This is a genomic window from Ferrimonas balearica DSM 9799, assembly GCF_000148645.1.
Taxonomy (GTDB): Bacteria; Pseudomonadota; Gammaproteobacteria; order Enterobacterales; family Shewanellaceae; genus Ferrimonas; species Ferrimonas balearica.
On record NC_014541.1, the window covers coordinates 223,170 to 238,363 of the forward strand.

At 60.8% G+C, this 15,194-nt stretch carries 13 protein-coding genes; 8 read left to right on the top strand and 5 right to left on the bottom strand.

Going from position 1 to position 15,194, the window contains the following annotated elements; genetic code table 11:
* Positions 1–73 precede the first annotated feature (73 nt).
* Positions 74–1,027, bottom strand: coding sequence for a LysR family transcriptional regulator (locus FBAL_RS01050; protein ID WP_013343723.1), 954 nt, complete (start codon positions 1,025–1,027; stop codon positions 74–76).
* Between the two features lie 308 nt (positions 1,028–1,335).
* Here FBAL_RS01050 and FBAL_RS01055 point away from each other — a divergent pair, with 308 nt between their 5' ends.
* Both FBAL_RS01055 and FBAL_RS20355 read left to right on the top strand, forming a co-directional pair.
* Entirely contained in the window at positions 1,336–2,079 is a 744-nt protein-coding gene (locus FBAL_RS01055; protein ID WP_013343724.1) for a hypothetical protein, read from the top strand.
* A 9-nt stretch (positions 2,080–2,088) separates the two neighbouring features.
* Entirely contained in the window at positions 2,089–2,256 is a 168-nt protein-coding gene (locus FBAL_RS20355) for a hypothetical protein (protein ID WP_013343725.1), read from the top strand.
* A 49-nt stretch (positions 2,257–2,305) separates the two neighbouring features.
* On the opposite strand, the gene FBAL_RS01060 is transcribed toward FBAL_RS20355, so the two are convergent.
* Complete coding sequence (locus tag FBAL_RS01060; protein WP_013343726.1) at positions 2,306–4,633, bottom strand: Tex family protein; 2,328 nt, start codon at positions 4,631–4,633, stop codon at positions 2,306–2,308.
* Between the two features lie 103 nt (positions 4,634–4,736).
* Here FBAL_RS01060 and greB point away from each other — a divergent pair, with 103 nt between their 5' ends.
* The 3 genes from greB to envZ are packed head-to-tail and all read left to right on the top strand — an operon-like array spanning position 4,737 to position 7,270.
* Positions 4,737–5,222, top strand: a complete 486-nt coding sequence (greB, locus tag FBAL_RS01065) for a transcription elongation factor GreB (protein ID WP_013343727.1) — start codon at positions 4,737–4,739, stop codon at positions 5,220–5,222.
* 12 nt (positions 5,223–5,234) lie between these two features.
* Positions 5,235–5,957 (top strand): osmolarity response regulator transcription factor OmpR, encoded by a 723-nt coding sequence (gene ompR / locus FBAL_RS01070; RefSeq protein WP_013343728.1) that lies wholly within the window; start codon positions 5,235–5,237, stop codon positions 5,955–5,957.
* Positions 5,957–7,270: a two-component system sensor histidine kinase EnvZ gene (gene envZ / locus FBAL_RS01075; RefSeq protein WP_013343729.1), complete on the top strand. Its 1,314-nt coding sequence runs from the start codon at positions 5,957–5,959 to the stop codon at positions 7,268–7,270. Before ompR ends, envZ begins: the two co-directional genes overlap by 1 nt.
* A gap of 62 nt (positions 7,271–7,332) precedes the next feature.
* Here the strand turns inward: envZ and FBAL_RS01080 are convergent, their stop codons facing one another.
* The 3 genes from FBAL_RS01080 to hslR form a co-directional block, all read right to left on the bottom strand.
* Positions 7,333–8,919: a phosphoenolpyruvate carboxykinase gene (locus tag FBAL_RS01080; protein ID WP_280963941.1), complete on the bottom strand. Its 1,587-nt coding sequence runs from the start codon at positions 8,917–8,919 to the stop codon at positions 7,333–7,335.
* Positions 8,920–9,044: 125 nt separating this feature from the next.
* Complete coding sequence (gene hslO / locus FBAL_RS01085) at positions 9,045–9,905, bottom strand: Hsp33 family molecular chaperone HslO (RefSeq protein ID WP_013343731.1); 861 nt, start codon at positions 9,903–9,905, stop codon at positions 9,045–9,047.
* Positions 9,906–9,909: 4 nt separating this feature from the next.
* Positions 9,910–10,317 carry a ribosome-associated heat shock protein Hsp15 gene (gene hslR / locus FBAL_RS01090; protein WP_013343732.1) on the bottom strand — a complete coding sequence of 136 codons (408 nt, stop codon included), beginning with the start codon at positions 10,315–10,317 and terminating at the stop codon, positions 9,910–9,912.
* Between the two features lie 211 nt (positions 10,318–10,528).
* Here hslR and gspC point away from each other — a divergent pair, with 211 nt between their 5' ends.
* Genes gspC through gspE form a run of 3 tightly spaced genes read left to right on the top strand, consistent with a single transcriptional unit; the run spans position 10,529 to position 15,191 of the window.
* Positions 10,529–11,458, top strand: a complete 930-nt coding sequence (gene gspC, locus FBAL_RS01095; RefSeq protein WP_013343733.1) for a type II secretion system protein GspC — start codon at positions 10,529–10,531, stop codon at positions 11,456–11,458.
* A 24-nt stretch (positions 11,459–11,482) separates the two neighbouring features.
* On the top strand, positions 11,483–13,654 hold the full coding sequence (gene gspD / locus FBAL_RS01100; RefSeq protein WP_013343734.1) for a type II secretion system secretin GspD: 2,172 nt from the start codon (positions 11,483–11,485) through the stop codon (positions 13,652–13,654).
* Complete coding sequence (gspE, locus tag FBAL_RS01105) at positions 13,647–15,191, top strand: type II secretion system ATPase GspE (RefSeq protein ID WP_013343735.1); 1,545 nt, start codon at positions 13,647–13,649, stop codon at positions 15,189–15,191. The genes gspD and gspE overlap by 8 nt, the downstream gene beginning before the upstream one ends.
* The last annotated feature ends 3 nt before the right edge of the window (positions 15,192–15,194 follow it).

Below are 15,194 nucleotides of genomic sequence, written 5' to 3' on the forward strand. Positions count from 1 at the left end.
TCATCTCTGAAAAGGAATCGCAGGGTAATGGACCGTATGGGTACTGGCTAATGACCCGTTTTGAAGGCGCTGATTAATCCCACTTATCGCTCAGCAACAGGGGCTTGAGGTAGCCGCGCAGGGCCTCCGCCAGGTGCTCCACCAGCCATAGGGTGACCGCTGGATGCTGATGGCCCCGATGGTAATAAGCGAACATATCCACCGTCAGGTAATGGGGGGCCACCTCCAGTTGCACCGGGCGAAACTCCGGGGCATGGCTGTCTGCCAGCGCGGCAGTGTGGGGAAAGAAGTAGTCGTGCTGGCGCAGTACCGAAAAGATGGTGGGGAGCGAGGCGCTGCGAAAGCGGATCTTGGCGCTGTGGCCATGCGCTTCCAGCACCCGCTGGATGATCGGTTGCTGGTCGGTAATGCCGGGATTGAACAGGCAGGCCAGACCCCAGCGGGAAAGCTGCTCCGGGGTGATGCTCCGGCCTTTATAGGGGTGATCGTGGTGCACCATCATCACCCCTGAGTCCTGACCAACCGGAGCGGCAATCAGCTCTTTGGAACGGTGGGGAAACGGGATGTTGACCCCGACATCCAGTTCGCCATTTAGCAGTAGCACCGGGGTGTGTCCCCCCCACTCCATCAACTCCACCGAAGCGTTGGGGGCATCGCGGTTCAGGCGGCGGTAAAGGGTGGCTCCGATGTAGTGGTTGAGGTGCGGAGGCAGGGCGATGCGAAGGGTGGTGTCCAGTTCCGCCGGGTTAAACGCGTTATTGTCGTTGACGGCTTCTGCCAGCCCCACCAGTACCGGTTTCAATCGTTCCTGCAGGGTGCGAGCAAACTGGGTGGGGGTCATGCCTCCCGGCACCTTGATAAACAGCTCATCTTCGAAATGGTGGCGCAGTCGCTGCAGGGCGTGGCTGACAGCAGGTTGGGTGACATGGAGGCGGGCGGCGGCCCGGCGCATATTGCCCTCCTGCGCCAACACCACAAAGGTGCGCAGCAGGTTGAGATCCAGGTTATTAAATCGGTCCTTGGCCATGGTGCGCCATCCTTCGTCATCGCAATAAGTTCAGCTTATCACGATGTTTCGGAAGATTTAATGTAGAGCGCCATTTCGAAAATAACGCAATTAAAACAGAAGCATATGTTTGGTGGCGTGGCCCGACATCTCGGAAAATCCTGCGGTTGGCCCTGGTGTGATTCAAATTTCTAATCATGGAGGTTGTGGCGCATTGGGCTCGCTTTAAAGTATCTCCGGAAATCGCAGCGGCATCGGATACCGGCTGCCATCGACAGGCCCAAGGACATTCCGCGCCTGGATCCCACCGTCCCTTGGAGCTGAACCCGATGAAACCCATTGCCGCCGTATTGACCCTGCTGGCCCCTGCCGCCATGGCCACTCCTCTGCCCTACACCTTCGAAGCGGGCCAGGCCGCCAAGGCCAACGAGGTGAATGCCAATTTTTCCATCCTGGCTCAGGCGCAGGCCGGTACTGATGAGCAGCTCAGTATGGTCAGCGCTGAGGTGAGTGATCTGCAATCTGCCCTGGCGACGCTGCAGGAACAGGTGGATGCGTTGTTGCCGGACTTCGAATCCCGCTTCTGCACATCCGTTGAGACCGGTTCCGAACTGGTGTTTTCAGGCGTCCCCTTTGTCAGCAGTGCCTTTACTTTGATGGACGCGGATGGCACGACACGACGCCTCAACCTGATGGTACCGAAAGCGCCGATGGTGACGCCTCAATATCAGGCTGCCCTTACCGGGAGTGACGTGGCTGGCTATTCGAAGGCGTTCTATTTTTGCGACCAGCCTGCTCGACTGGAGAATGTCCTTAAGGTCGATTACGACCTGAGCGACATCAACGAGGTGGCCGCTTACTTTTATACCGAAACCCGCCTGACTGTCCGTCATCCAGCGCACGACAGTGAGTGGTTCAGTAACGCCACACGGCTGGAGCTTGGCAAGGTTGCACTGCCTCGTGATGGCAGTGGCGATTACCAGCTGGCGCCGCAGGATCTGCCCAGTGTTGAAGCCATCAAAGCGTCATTGCTCGGTGGTTACCAGGTCTACTTCCACTCTTCACTGCGTTAAGGGGGCGGTATGAAGCCTCTTTGGATAGCCGCTGTCGCGCTGATGTTGGCTGCCTGTGGCAGTGACCACAGTGACAGTGAGAACGGCCACACCCCCACCCAGCCGATTGAGCCGCCTGGCACCGATGTGGTGCTGATCTGGGACGACGGTCAGTGGGACAACAGCGACTGGCAATGAACAAAAAAGCCACCCCTCGGGGTGGCTTTTGGTCGCTCAGGCTGCGCGGTTAACGGCGCTTTTTGGCGTTGGCAAAGGCGTCCGCGAAGGCGCCGGACAGGCCGCCACCGGCCGGGTCGGACTGGCGTGCCGGGCGGGACTCTTTACGGGGTTGCCGGGTGGGACGATCCTGACCACCGCTGCGTTGGCTGCGGGCTTCACCGGGTTGGTCATCCAGGCGCATGGAGAGGCCGATACGCTGACGCGGAACGTCCACCTCCATCACTTTCACCTTCACCACGTCGCCGGCTTTCACTACGGTGCGCGGGTCTTCAACGAATTTGTTGGAGAGGGCGCTGATGTGCACCAGACCGTCCTGATGCACACCGATGTCCACAAAGGCGCCAAAGTTGGCCACGTTGGTCACCACCCCTTCCAGCACCATGCCAGGCTCCAGATCGGACACCTTCTCCACCCCTTCAGCAAAGGCGGCGGTTTCGAACTGGCCGCGGGGGTCGCGTCCCGGTTTATCCAGCTCCTTCAGGATGTCGTTGACGGTGGGCAGACCGAAGCGTTCGTCGGTAAAGTCACCGGCGCGCAGGGATTGCAGCACACCGGAGTTACCCACCAGTTCCGCCACGGCGACGCCGGTGTGGGCGCTGATCTTTTTCACCACCGGATAGGCTTCCGGGTGCACGCCGGAGCCGTCCAGTGGATTGTCGCCTCCGGCGATGCGGAGGAAGCCGGCGCACTGTTCGTAGGCTTTCGGGCCGAGGCGCGCCACTTTCAGCAGCTGCTTGCGGTTGGTGAAGCGGCCATGCTCATCGCGGAACTGGACAATGTTCTGCGCCAGGGTGCGGCTGAGGCCAGCCACCCGGGTCAGCAGGGGCACTGAGGCGGTGTTGAGATCGACCCCGACGCCGTTTACGCAATCTTCCACCACCGCATCCAGGGAACGGGCCAGCTGGGTCTGGCTGACGTCATGCTGGTACTGGCCGACGCCGATGGACTTGGGTTCAATCTTCACCAGCTCTGCCAGCGGGTCCTGCAGGCGGCGGCCGATGGAAACGGCGCCCCGCAGAGCCACATCCAGGGTTGGGAACTCCAGTGCTGCGGTTTCGGAAGCGGAGTACACCGAGGCGCCCGCTTCGCTCACCATCACCTTGGTGAGGCCCGGCTTCTTCAGTGCTTTGATCAGTTCACCGGCCAGCTTGTCGGTCTCCCGCGAGGCGGTGCCGTTGCCCACGGCAATCAGCTCAACCTGATGCTGGTTGACCAGCTTGGCCAGGACGGTGAGGGCGTCATTCCAGCGTTTTTGCGGGGCGTGGGGGTAGATGGTGTCGGTGGCCACCAGTTTGCCGGTGCCGTCCACCACCGCCACTTTGCAGCCGGTACGCAGGCCGGGGTCGAGGGCCAGGGTGGGGCGCATGCCGGCCGGGGCGGCCATCAGCAGGTCTGAGAGGTTCTCAGCAAACACCTTGATGGCGTCCGCTTCGGCGCGCTCACGCAGGTCACCCAGCAACTCGGTTTCCATCGCCAGACTGATCTTGACCCGCCAGGTCCACTGGCACAGCTGCTGCAGCCAGCGCTCACCCGGTTGGTTGCCGGTGGGGATAGCAAAGTGTTGGGCGATGATCTGCTCGCAGTAGGAGCTGCGGTCACCCTCCTCTTTATTGGGGTCGGCCTCCAGAGACAGGGCCAGAACCCCCTCGTTGCGGCCGCGCAGCATTGCCAGAGTGCGGTGCGAGGGCACTTTGGCCCAGGGCTCGGCGTGGTCAAAGTAATCCTGGAACTTGGCGCCGTTGCTCTCCTGCCCGCTGATCACCTGGCTCTTCAGGTGGGCATTCTGCTGCAGGTGCTGGCGGATTTTGGCCAGCAGGGTGGCGTCCTCGGCAAAGCGTTCCATCAGGATGGCGCGGGCGCCGTCCAGAACGGCCTTGGTGGTGTCGAAACCGGCCTCGGCATTGAGGTAGGCGCTGGCGCTCTGTTCCGGGTCCTGGCTGGGGTTCTCAAACAGGCTGTCGGCCAGCGGCAGCAAACCCGCCTCGATGGCGATCTGCCCTTTGGTGCGGCGTTTGGGTTTGTAAGGCAGGTAGAGGTCTTCCAGTGCGGTCTTGGTGTCGGCCGCTTCGATGGCCGCCCGCAGGCTGTCGCTCAGTTTGCCCTGCTCGTCGATGGATTTGAGGATGCTCTGGCGACGATCAGACAGTTCACGCAGGTAACCGAGTCGGGTTTCCAGGGTGCGCAGCTGGGTGTCATCGAGGGTGCCGGTCACCTCTTTGCGGTAACGGGCAATAAAGGGCACGGTCGCGCCGTCGTCGAGCAGAGTGATGGCCGCTTGTACCTGTTGCGGCCGGACGCCCAACTCCTGGGCGATAAGGTGTGAAATCGGTTCCATGGTGTCAATACTTGCGTTCACCCGCGCCGGCGGGATACAAACGGAAAAATGACGGTCACCTTAGCACAGGGACCGCGGCGATTTTTAACGGATTTTTGTGGCAATGAAAAAGGCAGATCTGATCACCAAGGATGGCTGGAACGCGCTGGAAGCGGAACTGAAATATCTGTGGAAGGAGGAGCGCCCCCGGGTGACTCAGTCGGTTTCTGAGGCGGCCGCGTTGGGCGACCGCAGTGAAAATGCCGAGTACATCTATGGTAAGAAGCGCCTGCGCGAGATCGACCGACGGGTTCGGTTCCTGTCCAAACGGATGGAGGTGTTGCGGGTGGTGGAGCCGGATCCGCGCCAGGAGGGCAAGGTCTATTTCGGCGCCTGGGTGGAACTTGAGAACGATGATGGCGACAAAAAACGGTACCGTTTGGTTGGCCCGGACGAGTTTGACGTTAAGGTGGGTAAGATAAGCATCGACTCACCACTGGCTCGTGCCCTGTTGGGAAAAGCCGTGGATGACGAGGTTAAAGTGCGCACGCCGAACGGTGACCAACTGTTTTATATTAATGAGATACGCTACAGGGCGTTCGAGGACTGAGGGAGATAAGGGATGAATCAGGAGACGACAAAGGTCCTGGTGGTGGATGACGATATGCGCCTGCGCAACCTGCTGGAGCGCTATCTGGTGGAGCAGGGGTTCCAGGTGCGTTCCGCCGCCGATTCCGAGCAGATGGACCGCCATCTGGAGCGGGAGAACTTCCACCTGTTGGTGCTCGACCTGATGTTGCCCGGTGAGGATGGCCTCTCCATCTGTCGCCGCCTGCGCCAAAAGGGCAATGAAATCCCCATCGTGATGCTGACCGCCAAGGGCGATGAAGTGGACCGCATCATCGGCCTCGAACTGGGTGCCGACGACTACCTGCCCAAGCCGTTTAACCCCCGTGAGCTGCTGGCCCGTATCAAGGCGGTGCTGCGTCGCCGCCCCGCCGAAGTGCCCGGTGCGCCCTCTCAGGAGGAGGCGGAGGTGGTGTTTGGCCAGTACCGGCTCAACCTCGCCACCCGTGAGATGTACAAAGGTGATGAGCCGGTGTCGCTCACCTCGGGTGAATTCGCGGTTCTCAAGGTGCTGGTCAGCAACCCGCGTGAACCGATGAGCCGTGACAAGCTGATGAACCAGGCCCGGGGCCGGGATTACAGTGCGCTGGAACGTTCCATCGATGTGCAGGTGTCGCGCCTGCGCCGCCTGATCGAAGATGACCCGTCCAACCCGCGCTATATCCAGACCGTGTGGGGCCTGGGCTACGTGTTCGTACCGGACGGCAGTGCCCGCTAGTGCGTTGGCGATTACTGCCCCGCAGTAACTTTGGCCAGACGGTACTGCTGATTGGCTGCCTGTTGTTGATCAACCAGCTGGTCTCCTATGTGTCGGTGGCGGTCTACGTGATCAAGCCATCGACTCAGCAGATCAACCAGCTGTTGGCCCGCCAGGTGGAGCTGGTGTTCCGTGACCTGCAGCTGGACCTCGATACCCTGACGCCGCTCGATGCCATCCGCGAAAAGCTCACGGAAGACCAGCATATGGACGCGTTCTCGGTACCCGAAGCCCGCGCCGAGGGGCTGAACGACGCCACCTACTACCGCATTCTGTCTGACCAGATGAGCGAATACCTCGGCGGGGAAGCGGAAGTGCGCATCGCCGGTGGTGAACAGTACCAGATCTGGATCCGCCCCCCTCAGGCGCCACAGATCTGGCTGCGGGTGCCGCTGTCCGGTTTCGACGAGTCCAAGGTCAATCCGCTGACCATCTACCTGATGGTGATCGGGGCGCTGTCGGTACTGGGAGGCTGGTGGTTTGCCCGCCTGCAGAGCCGGCCCCTGCGACGGCTGCAACGTGCGGCGCTTCAGGTATCCCGGGGACGCTTCCCCAAACCGCTGCCGCTTTCCGGTTCCGCCGAAGTGATGGAAGTGACTAAGGCGTTTAACCAGATGGCCCGCTCCATGGCTGAACTGGAAGCGGACCGCAATCTGTTGCTGGCGGGGGTTTCCCATGACTTGCGCACCCCACTGACCCGGATCCGCCTTTCCACTGAGATGATGAGTCAGCAGGACGATTTCCTGAAAGAGGGGATTGAAGCGGACATCGACGACATGAACGCCATCATCGATCAGTTCATCGCCTTTATCCGGGGCCACCAGGATGAAGAGATGCAGGTGATGAGCGTGGATGAGCTGCTGCAGGATGTGGCTCAGCAGGAGGAGGTTCGTGGCCAGCAGATCGAGCTGGCCCTGGCCGACACCCCCACCATCAAGCTGCAGCCGGTGGCGATCAAGCGGGTGATCACCAATCTGGTGGAAAACGGCCTGCGCTACGGTAACGGCTGGCTCCGGCTCAGCTCCGGGGTAGAGCGGGGCTGGGTCTGGTTTAAGGTGGAGGACAACGGGGAGGGCATTCCGCTGGACCGTCTTGATGAACTGTTTCAGCCATTCCAGCAGGGCGACAGCGCACGCGGTGGTGCTGGCTCTGGCCTGGGGCTGGCCATCGTTCGGCGGATTGTGGACGCGCACGGCGGTGAGATCCACGTGGCTAACCGACCGCAGGGTGGACTGGAAGCGAAGATTCGATTGCCGCTGGATTCCGGCGAGTAAGCCTTTGGCCGACACAAAAAAAGCCGCTCATCTGAGCGGCTTTTTGCGGTGTTAACCGGGCATTATGCGCCGGGACCCGCCTTGACGATGGCGTCAGAGACGTCGTATTTGGCGAAGTTCTGCTGGAACTCACTGGCCAGCTGGCGCGCATATTCGTCGTACTTGGCGGCGTCGGCCCAGGTCTGCTTGGGGTTGAGCAGACGGGAATCGACACCCGGGATCGCCTTGGGTACGGACAGGTTGAGGATAGGCAGGGCTTCGGTTTCCACCTCGGCCAGTTCACCGGAAACAATGGCGTCCACGATGGCGCGGGTGGTGGGGATGTCGAAGCGCTGGCCTTCGCCGTAGGGGCCACCGGTCCAGCCGGTGTTCACCAGATACACCTGGCTGCCGAACTGCTCGATGCGCTCCATCAGCAGTTCCGCGTAGACGCCGGCCGGACGGGGGAAGAAAGGGGCACCAAAGCAGGTGGAGAAGGTGGACTCGATGGCGGCGCTGGAGCCGATCTCGGTGGAACCCACCTTGGCGGTGTAACCGGACAGGAAGTGGTACGCGGCCGCTTCCTTGGAGAGCTTCGCCACCGGCGGCAGTACGCCGGACACGTCGCAGGTCAGGAACACCACGGCGCTGGGCTCTGCGCCGCGATTGGCTTCAATGCGCTGCTCAATGTGCTCAAGCGGGTAGGCGGCCCGGCTGTTCTGGGTTTTGCTGCTGTCGCGGTAGTCCGGGGTGCGCTTGGCATCCAGCACCACGTTTTCCAGCACGCTGCCAAAACGGATGGCGTCCCAGATCACCGGCTCATTCTTTTGGGACAGGTCGATGCACTTGGCGTAGCAGCCGCCCTCAATGTTGAAGACGCCACCGGGGGCCCAACCATGCTCATCGTCGCCAATCAGGAAGCGCTTGGGATCCGCGGAGAGGGTGGTTTTGCCGGTACCGGAGAGACCGAAGAACAGGGTGGTGTCACCCGCTTCACCGACATTGGCGGAGCAGTGCATCGGCAGCACGCCCTTGGCCGGCAGCAGGAAGTTCTGTACCGAGAACATCGATTTCTTCATCTCACCGGCGTAACGCATGCCAGCCAGCAGCACCTTGCGCTCGGCAAAGTTGATGATCACCACGCCATCAGAGTGGGTGCCGTCGCGCTCCGGGTCACACTGGAAGCTGGGGACATTGAGGATCTGCCACACCGGCTTGTTGGCACGGTTGTAGTGCTCGGGAACGATAAACAGGTTGCGGGCAAACAGCTGGTGCCAGGCGGTTTCGGTGCGGACACTCAGCGGCAGGTAGTGGTCGTCATCGGCGCCCACTTCCAGTTCGGAGAGAAAGTGATCCTGGCCATCGAGATGGGCTTCAACACGCTGCCATAACGCGTCGAACTTGCTGGCATCAAAGGGACGGTTGACGTTGCCCCACTCGATGTCGTCGGCGGTGGTCGGCTCCTGCACGATAAAGCGATCCTTGGGGGAACGGCCGGTGCGGTGGCCGGTTTCCACTACCAGGGCGCCGTTGTCGGCTAGGATGCCTTCCTGGCGTGCCAGGGCGGCCTCAACCAGCTCGGCGCTGGTGAGGTTTTGCCAGATCACTGACATAGATAACTCCTCGGTCCATTTAGTGAGTAATTCGGGCGATTCAGATCGCCTCTTTATTGGCCAGAAAGTGTATCTCAGTGTGGCGCCTTACGCGACCAATGTGAGGGCTATCACATTATATCCAGTGTAAAAAAAGCAGGGCCGAGGCCCTGCTTTTTGGTTCAGTCGATGTTGACTGGCGTTCAGTGCTGAGTGGAGGAGACGTCACCGCTGCCCTGACCCAGTGCGCCAATGTCCACCGCATCGAAGCGGTAGTGGGCGCCGCAGTAGTCACAGTGCATGGCGATCTCGCCTTGCTCTTCCACGATGGAATCCAGCTCGGCGCGGTCGATGGTGGCCAGCGCTGCCAGGCTGCGCTCGCGTGAGCAGGTGCAGCGGAACTCCACGTCGGACGGCTCGAACACCTGAACCGACTCCTGGTGGTAGAGGCGATGCAGCACCTCTTCGGGGTCCAGGCCGAACAGCTCTTCCGCCTTGATGGTGTCAGTCAGGCTTTCCAGGTGTTCGAACTCGACGTCGGCGTCGACGTTGCTGGCGGGCATCTCCTGCAGCAGCATGCCGGCGGCTTTCTCGCCGTTGGCGTGCAGCCACAGGCGGGTGCGCAGCTGTTCAGACTGGGCAAAATACTGCTCCAGACAGCCGGCCAGGGTCGGTTCGGTCAGACCAACCACGCCCTGGTAGCGCTCGCCCTCTTTCGGGGTGATGGTGATCACCAGATGGCCCTTGCCGACCATCTGTTGCAGGTCGCCTTCTACCACCTCACCGTCAAAGCGAGCCACACCGCGCAGTGCTTGGGTGTGGGTGCCGTTAACCACCAGCAGGCGCAGCGGCCCTTCACCCTGGATCTGCACGGCGATCTCACCTTCAAATTTGAGGATGGCGGTCAGCAGGGAGGTGGCGGCCACCATTTCGCCCAGCAGACGCTGAACCGGGGCCGGGTAGTCATGGCCGCTCAGCATCTGTTGGTAGGTATCATTCAGTTGCACCAGTTCGCCGCGGACGTCGGCCTGATCGAACAGGTAGCGATACAGCTTGTCAGTCATCGTCTTACTCATCCTGATTTTTAAAGCGAAGCAGGGCTCGGCGCTGCTTCTTGTCCGGCCGGCTGGCGCGGGGATCGGCGTCGGCCATCAGGCGACGCTGCTCCGCCCGTTCAGTTCGGCGGGTAATACTGGCTTCTGTCTCTTCATACAGGGCCTGGGCCAACGGGGCGCTCAGACGTTTTTCTGACAGCCCCACAATCACCAGTTCCTTCTCATCGTTGCCTTGCCACAGGGTTAATGTGGCACCAACTTCGATCTTACGTCCCGGTTTGCAGCGCTGGCCATTGACCTGCACTTTGCCGCCACTGATCATCTCCTGCGCCAGGGCCCGGGTTTTATAAAAACGGGCAGCCCAGAGCCATTTATCGAGACGAACTGCGCTAGCAATCTCTTTTGGTGATGGTTTTGACACAGTTAACCCCTAAGCTTAAAGAACCAAGTGCCACTTGGGAGCCCGTAAAGGGGGCGGACAAGCTAGCATAATCGCCAGTTTTGTGCCATTTCCCCTGTATTGCCCCCGCTTGGCTTGTTGGGGGGTATGGCGTAAGTTAGCATGACACAAGCACATTTAATGGACATGACCGGTCGCTGACGGTCGGCATGTGGACACAGTTTCCGAAGGCATGGACTATTCAATCGCGATCCAGCGACTGCTGGCAAAGGTGCCCCAGGCGGCACTGGCCAAAGCCCTTACTCTGGGTTTGGCCCTATACGCCCTGTATCTGGCGGCGCTGATCACCTGGCAACTGGTGCCGGTGCCTGAACAGACCGGGCCGGCCTGGCGTCCCACCGCCGTGACCAGCTCTGGCGGGGGCGAATCCGCATCCCTCGATGGCCTGCTTGGCCTCTCCCTGTTTGGCACACCCGATAAAGACCCCAGTGCAAACCAACCGGCCCAACCGGTACAGCGTGACCTCATCACCGATGCCCCTAAAACCACCCTGCGTATTCTGCTGACCGGCCTGGTCGCCAGCAGTGTCGAGGAGCGGGGCATTGCCATCATCGAGAGCGGTGGCAGTCAGGAAACCTACGGTATCGGTGACAAGATTAAAGGCACCAACGCCAGCCTGCACGAGGTGTACGCTGACCGCGCCATCATTCTTAATCAGGGGCGTTACGAGACTCTGATGCTGGATGGCGTTGAGTACACCCGCGAGATGACTTCCGAAACCCAGCGACTGAGAGAAACGCCTCAGGCCGAAGTGGATATGCGCGACGATGCGGAAACGACTCAGGCGTTGGAAGAGGCGCGTGAAGCGATGCTGGAAGACCCCGGTAAGCTTCAGGACTACCTGGCAATTTCTCCGGTCAAGGACCGGGAATCCGGTGAGCTTCGTGGCTACCGGCTCAATCCTGGCAAAAACCGCGAGCTGTTTATGCAGTCTGGATTGCAACCAAATGATCTCGCGGTCTCAATGAATGGCTATGATCTGACCAATATGGGTGAATCGATGCAGATTCTGTCCCAACTGGCGGATTTGGAAGAAGTATCCCTGATGGTCGAGCGGGAGGGTCAATTGACCGAAGTCCTGTTCGCTCTGCCCTCACAATAAAAGAATCAAGGCGAAGGAAGCACAATGACCAACTTGCAGCGTCGACTGCCCTGGGTGCGCAACAGCATTGCCGCTGGCCTATTGGCCGGTATGGCTGCCTTCGGGGGGCAAGCCCTGGCCGCTGAGGCACAGTACGCAGCCAACTTTAAAGGCACCGACATTCAGGAGTTCATCAACATTGTTGGTAAGAACCTGAATCGCACCATCATCGTAGACCCGACGGTGCGCGGGAAGATCAATGTCCGCAGCTATGACCTGCTCAGTGAGGAGCAGTACTACCAGTTTTTCCTGAGCGTGCTCCAGGTGTACGGCTATGCCGTGGTGGAGATGCCCGGCACCAACATCATCAAAGTGGTGAAGGACAAAGACGCCAAGGACTCCAACATTCGCGTTGCCGATGACGCTTACCCCGGTGAAGGGGATGAGATGGTCACCCGCATCGTCCCGCTCTACAACGTTGAAGCCAAGCAGTTGGCGCCGCTGCTGCGCCAGCTCAACAACAACGCTGGCGGCGGTAACGTGGTGAACTACGACCCCTCCAACGTGCTGATGATCACCGGCCGCGCTGCGGTGGTGAACAAGCTGGTGGAGATCGTGAAGCGGGTTGACCTGCAGGGCGACACCAAGGTGGAGGTGGTTCGCCTTGCCTACGCCTCAGCGGGTGAGATGGTGCGCATCATTGATGCTCTGTACCGTGGTGGTGGTCAGCAGGCGGCGACCGGTACCGGTTCCGTTCCGAAAGTGGTGGCCGATGAGCGCACCAACTCCGTGGTGATCTCCGGTGATGAACGTGCCCGTCAGCGCGCCGCTGCGCTGGTGCGTGAGCTGGACCAGGAGATGCAGAACTCCGGTAACACCAAGGTGGTGTACCTCAAGTACGCCAAAGCGGAAGACCTGCAGGAAGTGCTGTCTGGCTTTGCCGAGAGCCTGCAAACCGAGGAGGGCGGCAGCGCCCAGACCCAGCGTCGTCGCAACAACGAAATCACCATCATGGCGCATGCTGACTCCAATGCGCTGGTGATCAATGCCCAGCCGGACCAGATCCAGACCCTGGAGAGCGTGATTCGTCAGCTCGACATCCGCCGCGCCCAGGTGCTGGTGGAAGCGATCATCGTAGAGATTGCCGAAGGCGACGAAGTGGGCTTTGGTGTGCAGTGGGGCTCCGCTGATGGTGGTCTGATCCAGTACAACACCTTCGGTACCACCATTGGTGAAGTGGGCGCGGGTATCTGGGATGCCCGTGACGTGCCCGGCACCGAGGTGTGTTCCCCGGAAGGCGTGTGTACCACCAACCCGGACCAGGACGGTGACATCACCACCCTGGCGGCGGCCCTGTCCAAAGTGAACGGCATGGCCTGGGGTGTGGCGATGGGCGACTTTGGTGCCCTGATCCAGGCGGTGGCGGCGGACTCCAACTCCAACGTACTGGCGACCCCCTCCATCACCACCCTGGATAACCAGGAAGCGAGCTTTATCGTGGGTGACGAGGTGCCGGTGATTACCGGTTCCACCTCCGGCTCCAACAACGACAACCCCTTTACCACCGTTGAGCGTAAAGAGGTGGGGATCAAGCTGAAAGTGACCCCGCAGATCAACGAAGGCAACGCGGTTCAGCTCGAGATTGAGCAGGAAGTGTCGAACGTTAATGGCCGTACCGCCGTGGACGTGACCTTCGGTAAGCGCACCCTGACCACCACCGTACTGGCCGACTCCGGCGAAACCGTGGTGCTGGGCGGTCTGCTCAACGAGGACGTGCAGGAGAGTGTGTCCAAGGTACCGCTGCTGGGAGACATCCCGGTGATTGGCCACCTGTTCAGCTCCACCAGCTCGAAGAAGACCAAGCGTAACCTGATGATCTTCATCAAGCCGACCATCATCCGTGATGGCCCGAGCATGACCGGCATCGCCGGCCGCAAGTACAACTACTTCCGTGCCCAGCAGCTTGAGCAGGCTGAGCGAGGCATCAACCTGATGCCGAACACTGATGTACCGGTGCTGGACGAATGGGTGGTGCCGGATGGCATGAGCCCAGAGATCCACGACATCCTGATGCGTCACCAGAGTGGCCAGTCCATGTCCACGCCGATCCGCGACCAGAATGAGTGGATGCAGAAGGCGCTGGATGGCAGCGCCCAACCGGGTGACAACGCGACCGACGCGAAGGAACAGCCGGTCGAGGAGAAACAGAATGACTGAGGCGGAACGTCAGGAACTCCTGACTGAACTGCCGGAGGTGCCTGAACAGGCGGAAGAGATTCTGCCCGGGCGCCTGCCCAAGTTGCCCTTTGCCTTTGCCCGTCGCTTTGGCGTCATGCTGGTGCCTCAGGACGAGCAGTTGGTGCTGTGGTACAGCCCCAGCGCCCGTCCCAAGGCGCTGCTGGAAGCCCGTCGCCTGGCTGGTGGCCCGGTAGCGCTGAATGGGGTCGACAGCAACGCGTTCGACATCAAGCTGACCGAGCTGTACCAGCAGGACTCCTCCGAAGCCCAGCAGCTGATGGAGGACATCGGCAAAGACGACGACCTGGCCTCGCTGGCGGATGAACTGCCGGAAACCGAAGACCTGCTCGACGCCGACGACGACGCGCCGATCATCCGTTTGATCAACGCCCTGTTGTCGGAATCGATCAAGCTGGGGGCGTCCGATATTCACGTCGAAACCTACGAGAAGGAGCTGGTGGTCCGGTTCCGCATCGATGGCGTGTTGCAGGAGGTGCTGAAACAGCAGCGCAAGATTGCGCCGTTGCTGGTTTCCCGTATCAAGGTAATGGCCAAGCTGGATATCGCTGAAAAGCGGGTCCCGCAGGATGGTCGTATCTCCCTGCGCATCGGCGGCCGCGCTGTCGATGTGCGGGTGTCCACCATGCCCAGCTCCCGCGGCGAGCGGGTGGTGATGCGTCTGCTGGATAAGAACCAGTCGGTGCTGAACCTGGAACAGCTGGGCATGGCAGAGGGGATCCGCGGCCAGTTCAACAGCCTGATCCGCCGTCCTCACGGCATCCTGCTGGTCACCGGCCCTACCGGTTCCGGTAAGTCCACCACCCTGTACGCAGGCCTGACAGAGATCAACAGCCGGGATCGCAATATCCTGACCGTTGAAGACCCGATCGAATACGAGCTGGAAGGGATTGGTCAGACTCAGGTGAACACCAAAGTCGATATGACCTTTGCCCGCGGCTTGCGCGCCATTCTGCGTCAGGACCCGGATGTGGTGATGGTGGGTGAGATCCGTGACCTGGAAACCGGCCAGATTGCCGTTCAGGCCTCATTGACCGGTCACCTGGTATTGTCGACCCTGCACACCAACACCGCTTCCGGTGCCATCACCCGTCTGCAGGACATGGGCATCGAGCCCTTCCTGATCTCCTCCTCATTGCTGGGGGTGTTGGCTCAGCGCCTGGTGCGCACCCTGTGCCCGGAGTGTAAGAGTCCCTATACCCCTAACGCCCGCGAGCGTTCGTTTCTGGAGCTGGGGCAGGGGGAACAACCCACCATCTACAAGGCGGTCGGTTGTGAACACTGCAACTTCAGTGGCTACAAGGGCCGAACCGGTATTCATGAGTTGCTGGTGGTGGACGACACCATCCGGGAACTGATCCACGGTGGCCGCGGAGAGCTGGCCATCGAGAAGCACGTACGTCAAACCGCGCCCTCCATCCGCCAGGATGGCTGCGGCAAGGTCCTCGCCGGGATGACCACCTTGGAGGAAGTGCTGCGGGTGACCCGGGAGGAGTAAGCG

Excerpts from the sequence above, each read along its gene's own strand:
- gspC (WP_013343733.1), top strand. The coding sequence starts at position 10,529 with ATGGACTATTCAATCGCGATCCAGCGACTGCTGGCAAAGGTGCCCCAG.
- FBAL_RS01060 (WP_013343726.1), bottom strand. The coding sequence starts at position 4,633 with ATGGAACCGATTTCACACCTTATCGCCCAGGAGTTGGGCGTCCGGCCG.
- FBAL_RS01050 (WP_013343723.1), bottom strand. The coding sequence starts at position 1,027 with ATGGCCAAGGACCGATTTAATAACCTGGATCTCAACCTGCTGCGCACC.
- gspE (WP_013343735.1), top strand. The coding sequence starts at position 13,647 with ATGACTGAGGCGGAACGTCAGGAACTCCTGACTGAACTGCCGGAGGTG.
- ompR (WP_013343728.1), top strand. The coding sequence starts at position 5,235 with ATGAATCAGGAGACGACAAAGGTCCTGGTGGTGGATGACGATATGCGC.
- hslO (WP_013343731.1), bottom strand. The coding sequence starts at position 9,905 with ATGACTGACAAGCTGTATCGCTACCTGTTCGATCAGGCCGACGTCCGC.
- FBAL_RS01055 (WP_013343724.1), top strand. The coding sequence starts at position 1,336 with ATGAAACCCATTGCCGCCGTATTGACCCTGCTGGCCCCTGCCGCCATG.
- gspD (WP_013343734.1), top strand. The coding sequence starts at position 11,483 with ATGACCAACTTGCAGCGTCGACTGCCCTGGGTGCGCAACAGCATTGCC.
- FBAL_RS20355 (WP_013343725.1), top strand. The coding sequence starts at position 2,089 with ATGAAGCCTCTTTGGATAGCCGCTGTCGCGCTGATGTTGGCTGCCTGT.
- greB (WP_013343727.1), top strand. The coding sequence starts at position 4,737 with ATGAAAAAGGCAGATCTGATCACCAAGGATGGCTGGAACGCGCTGGAA.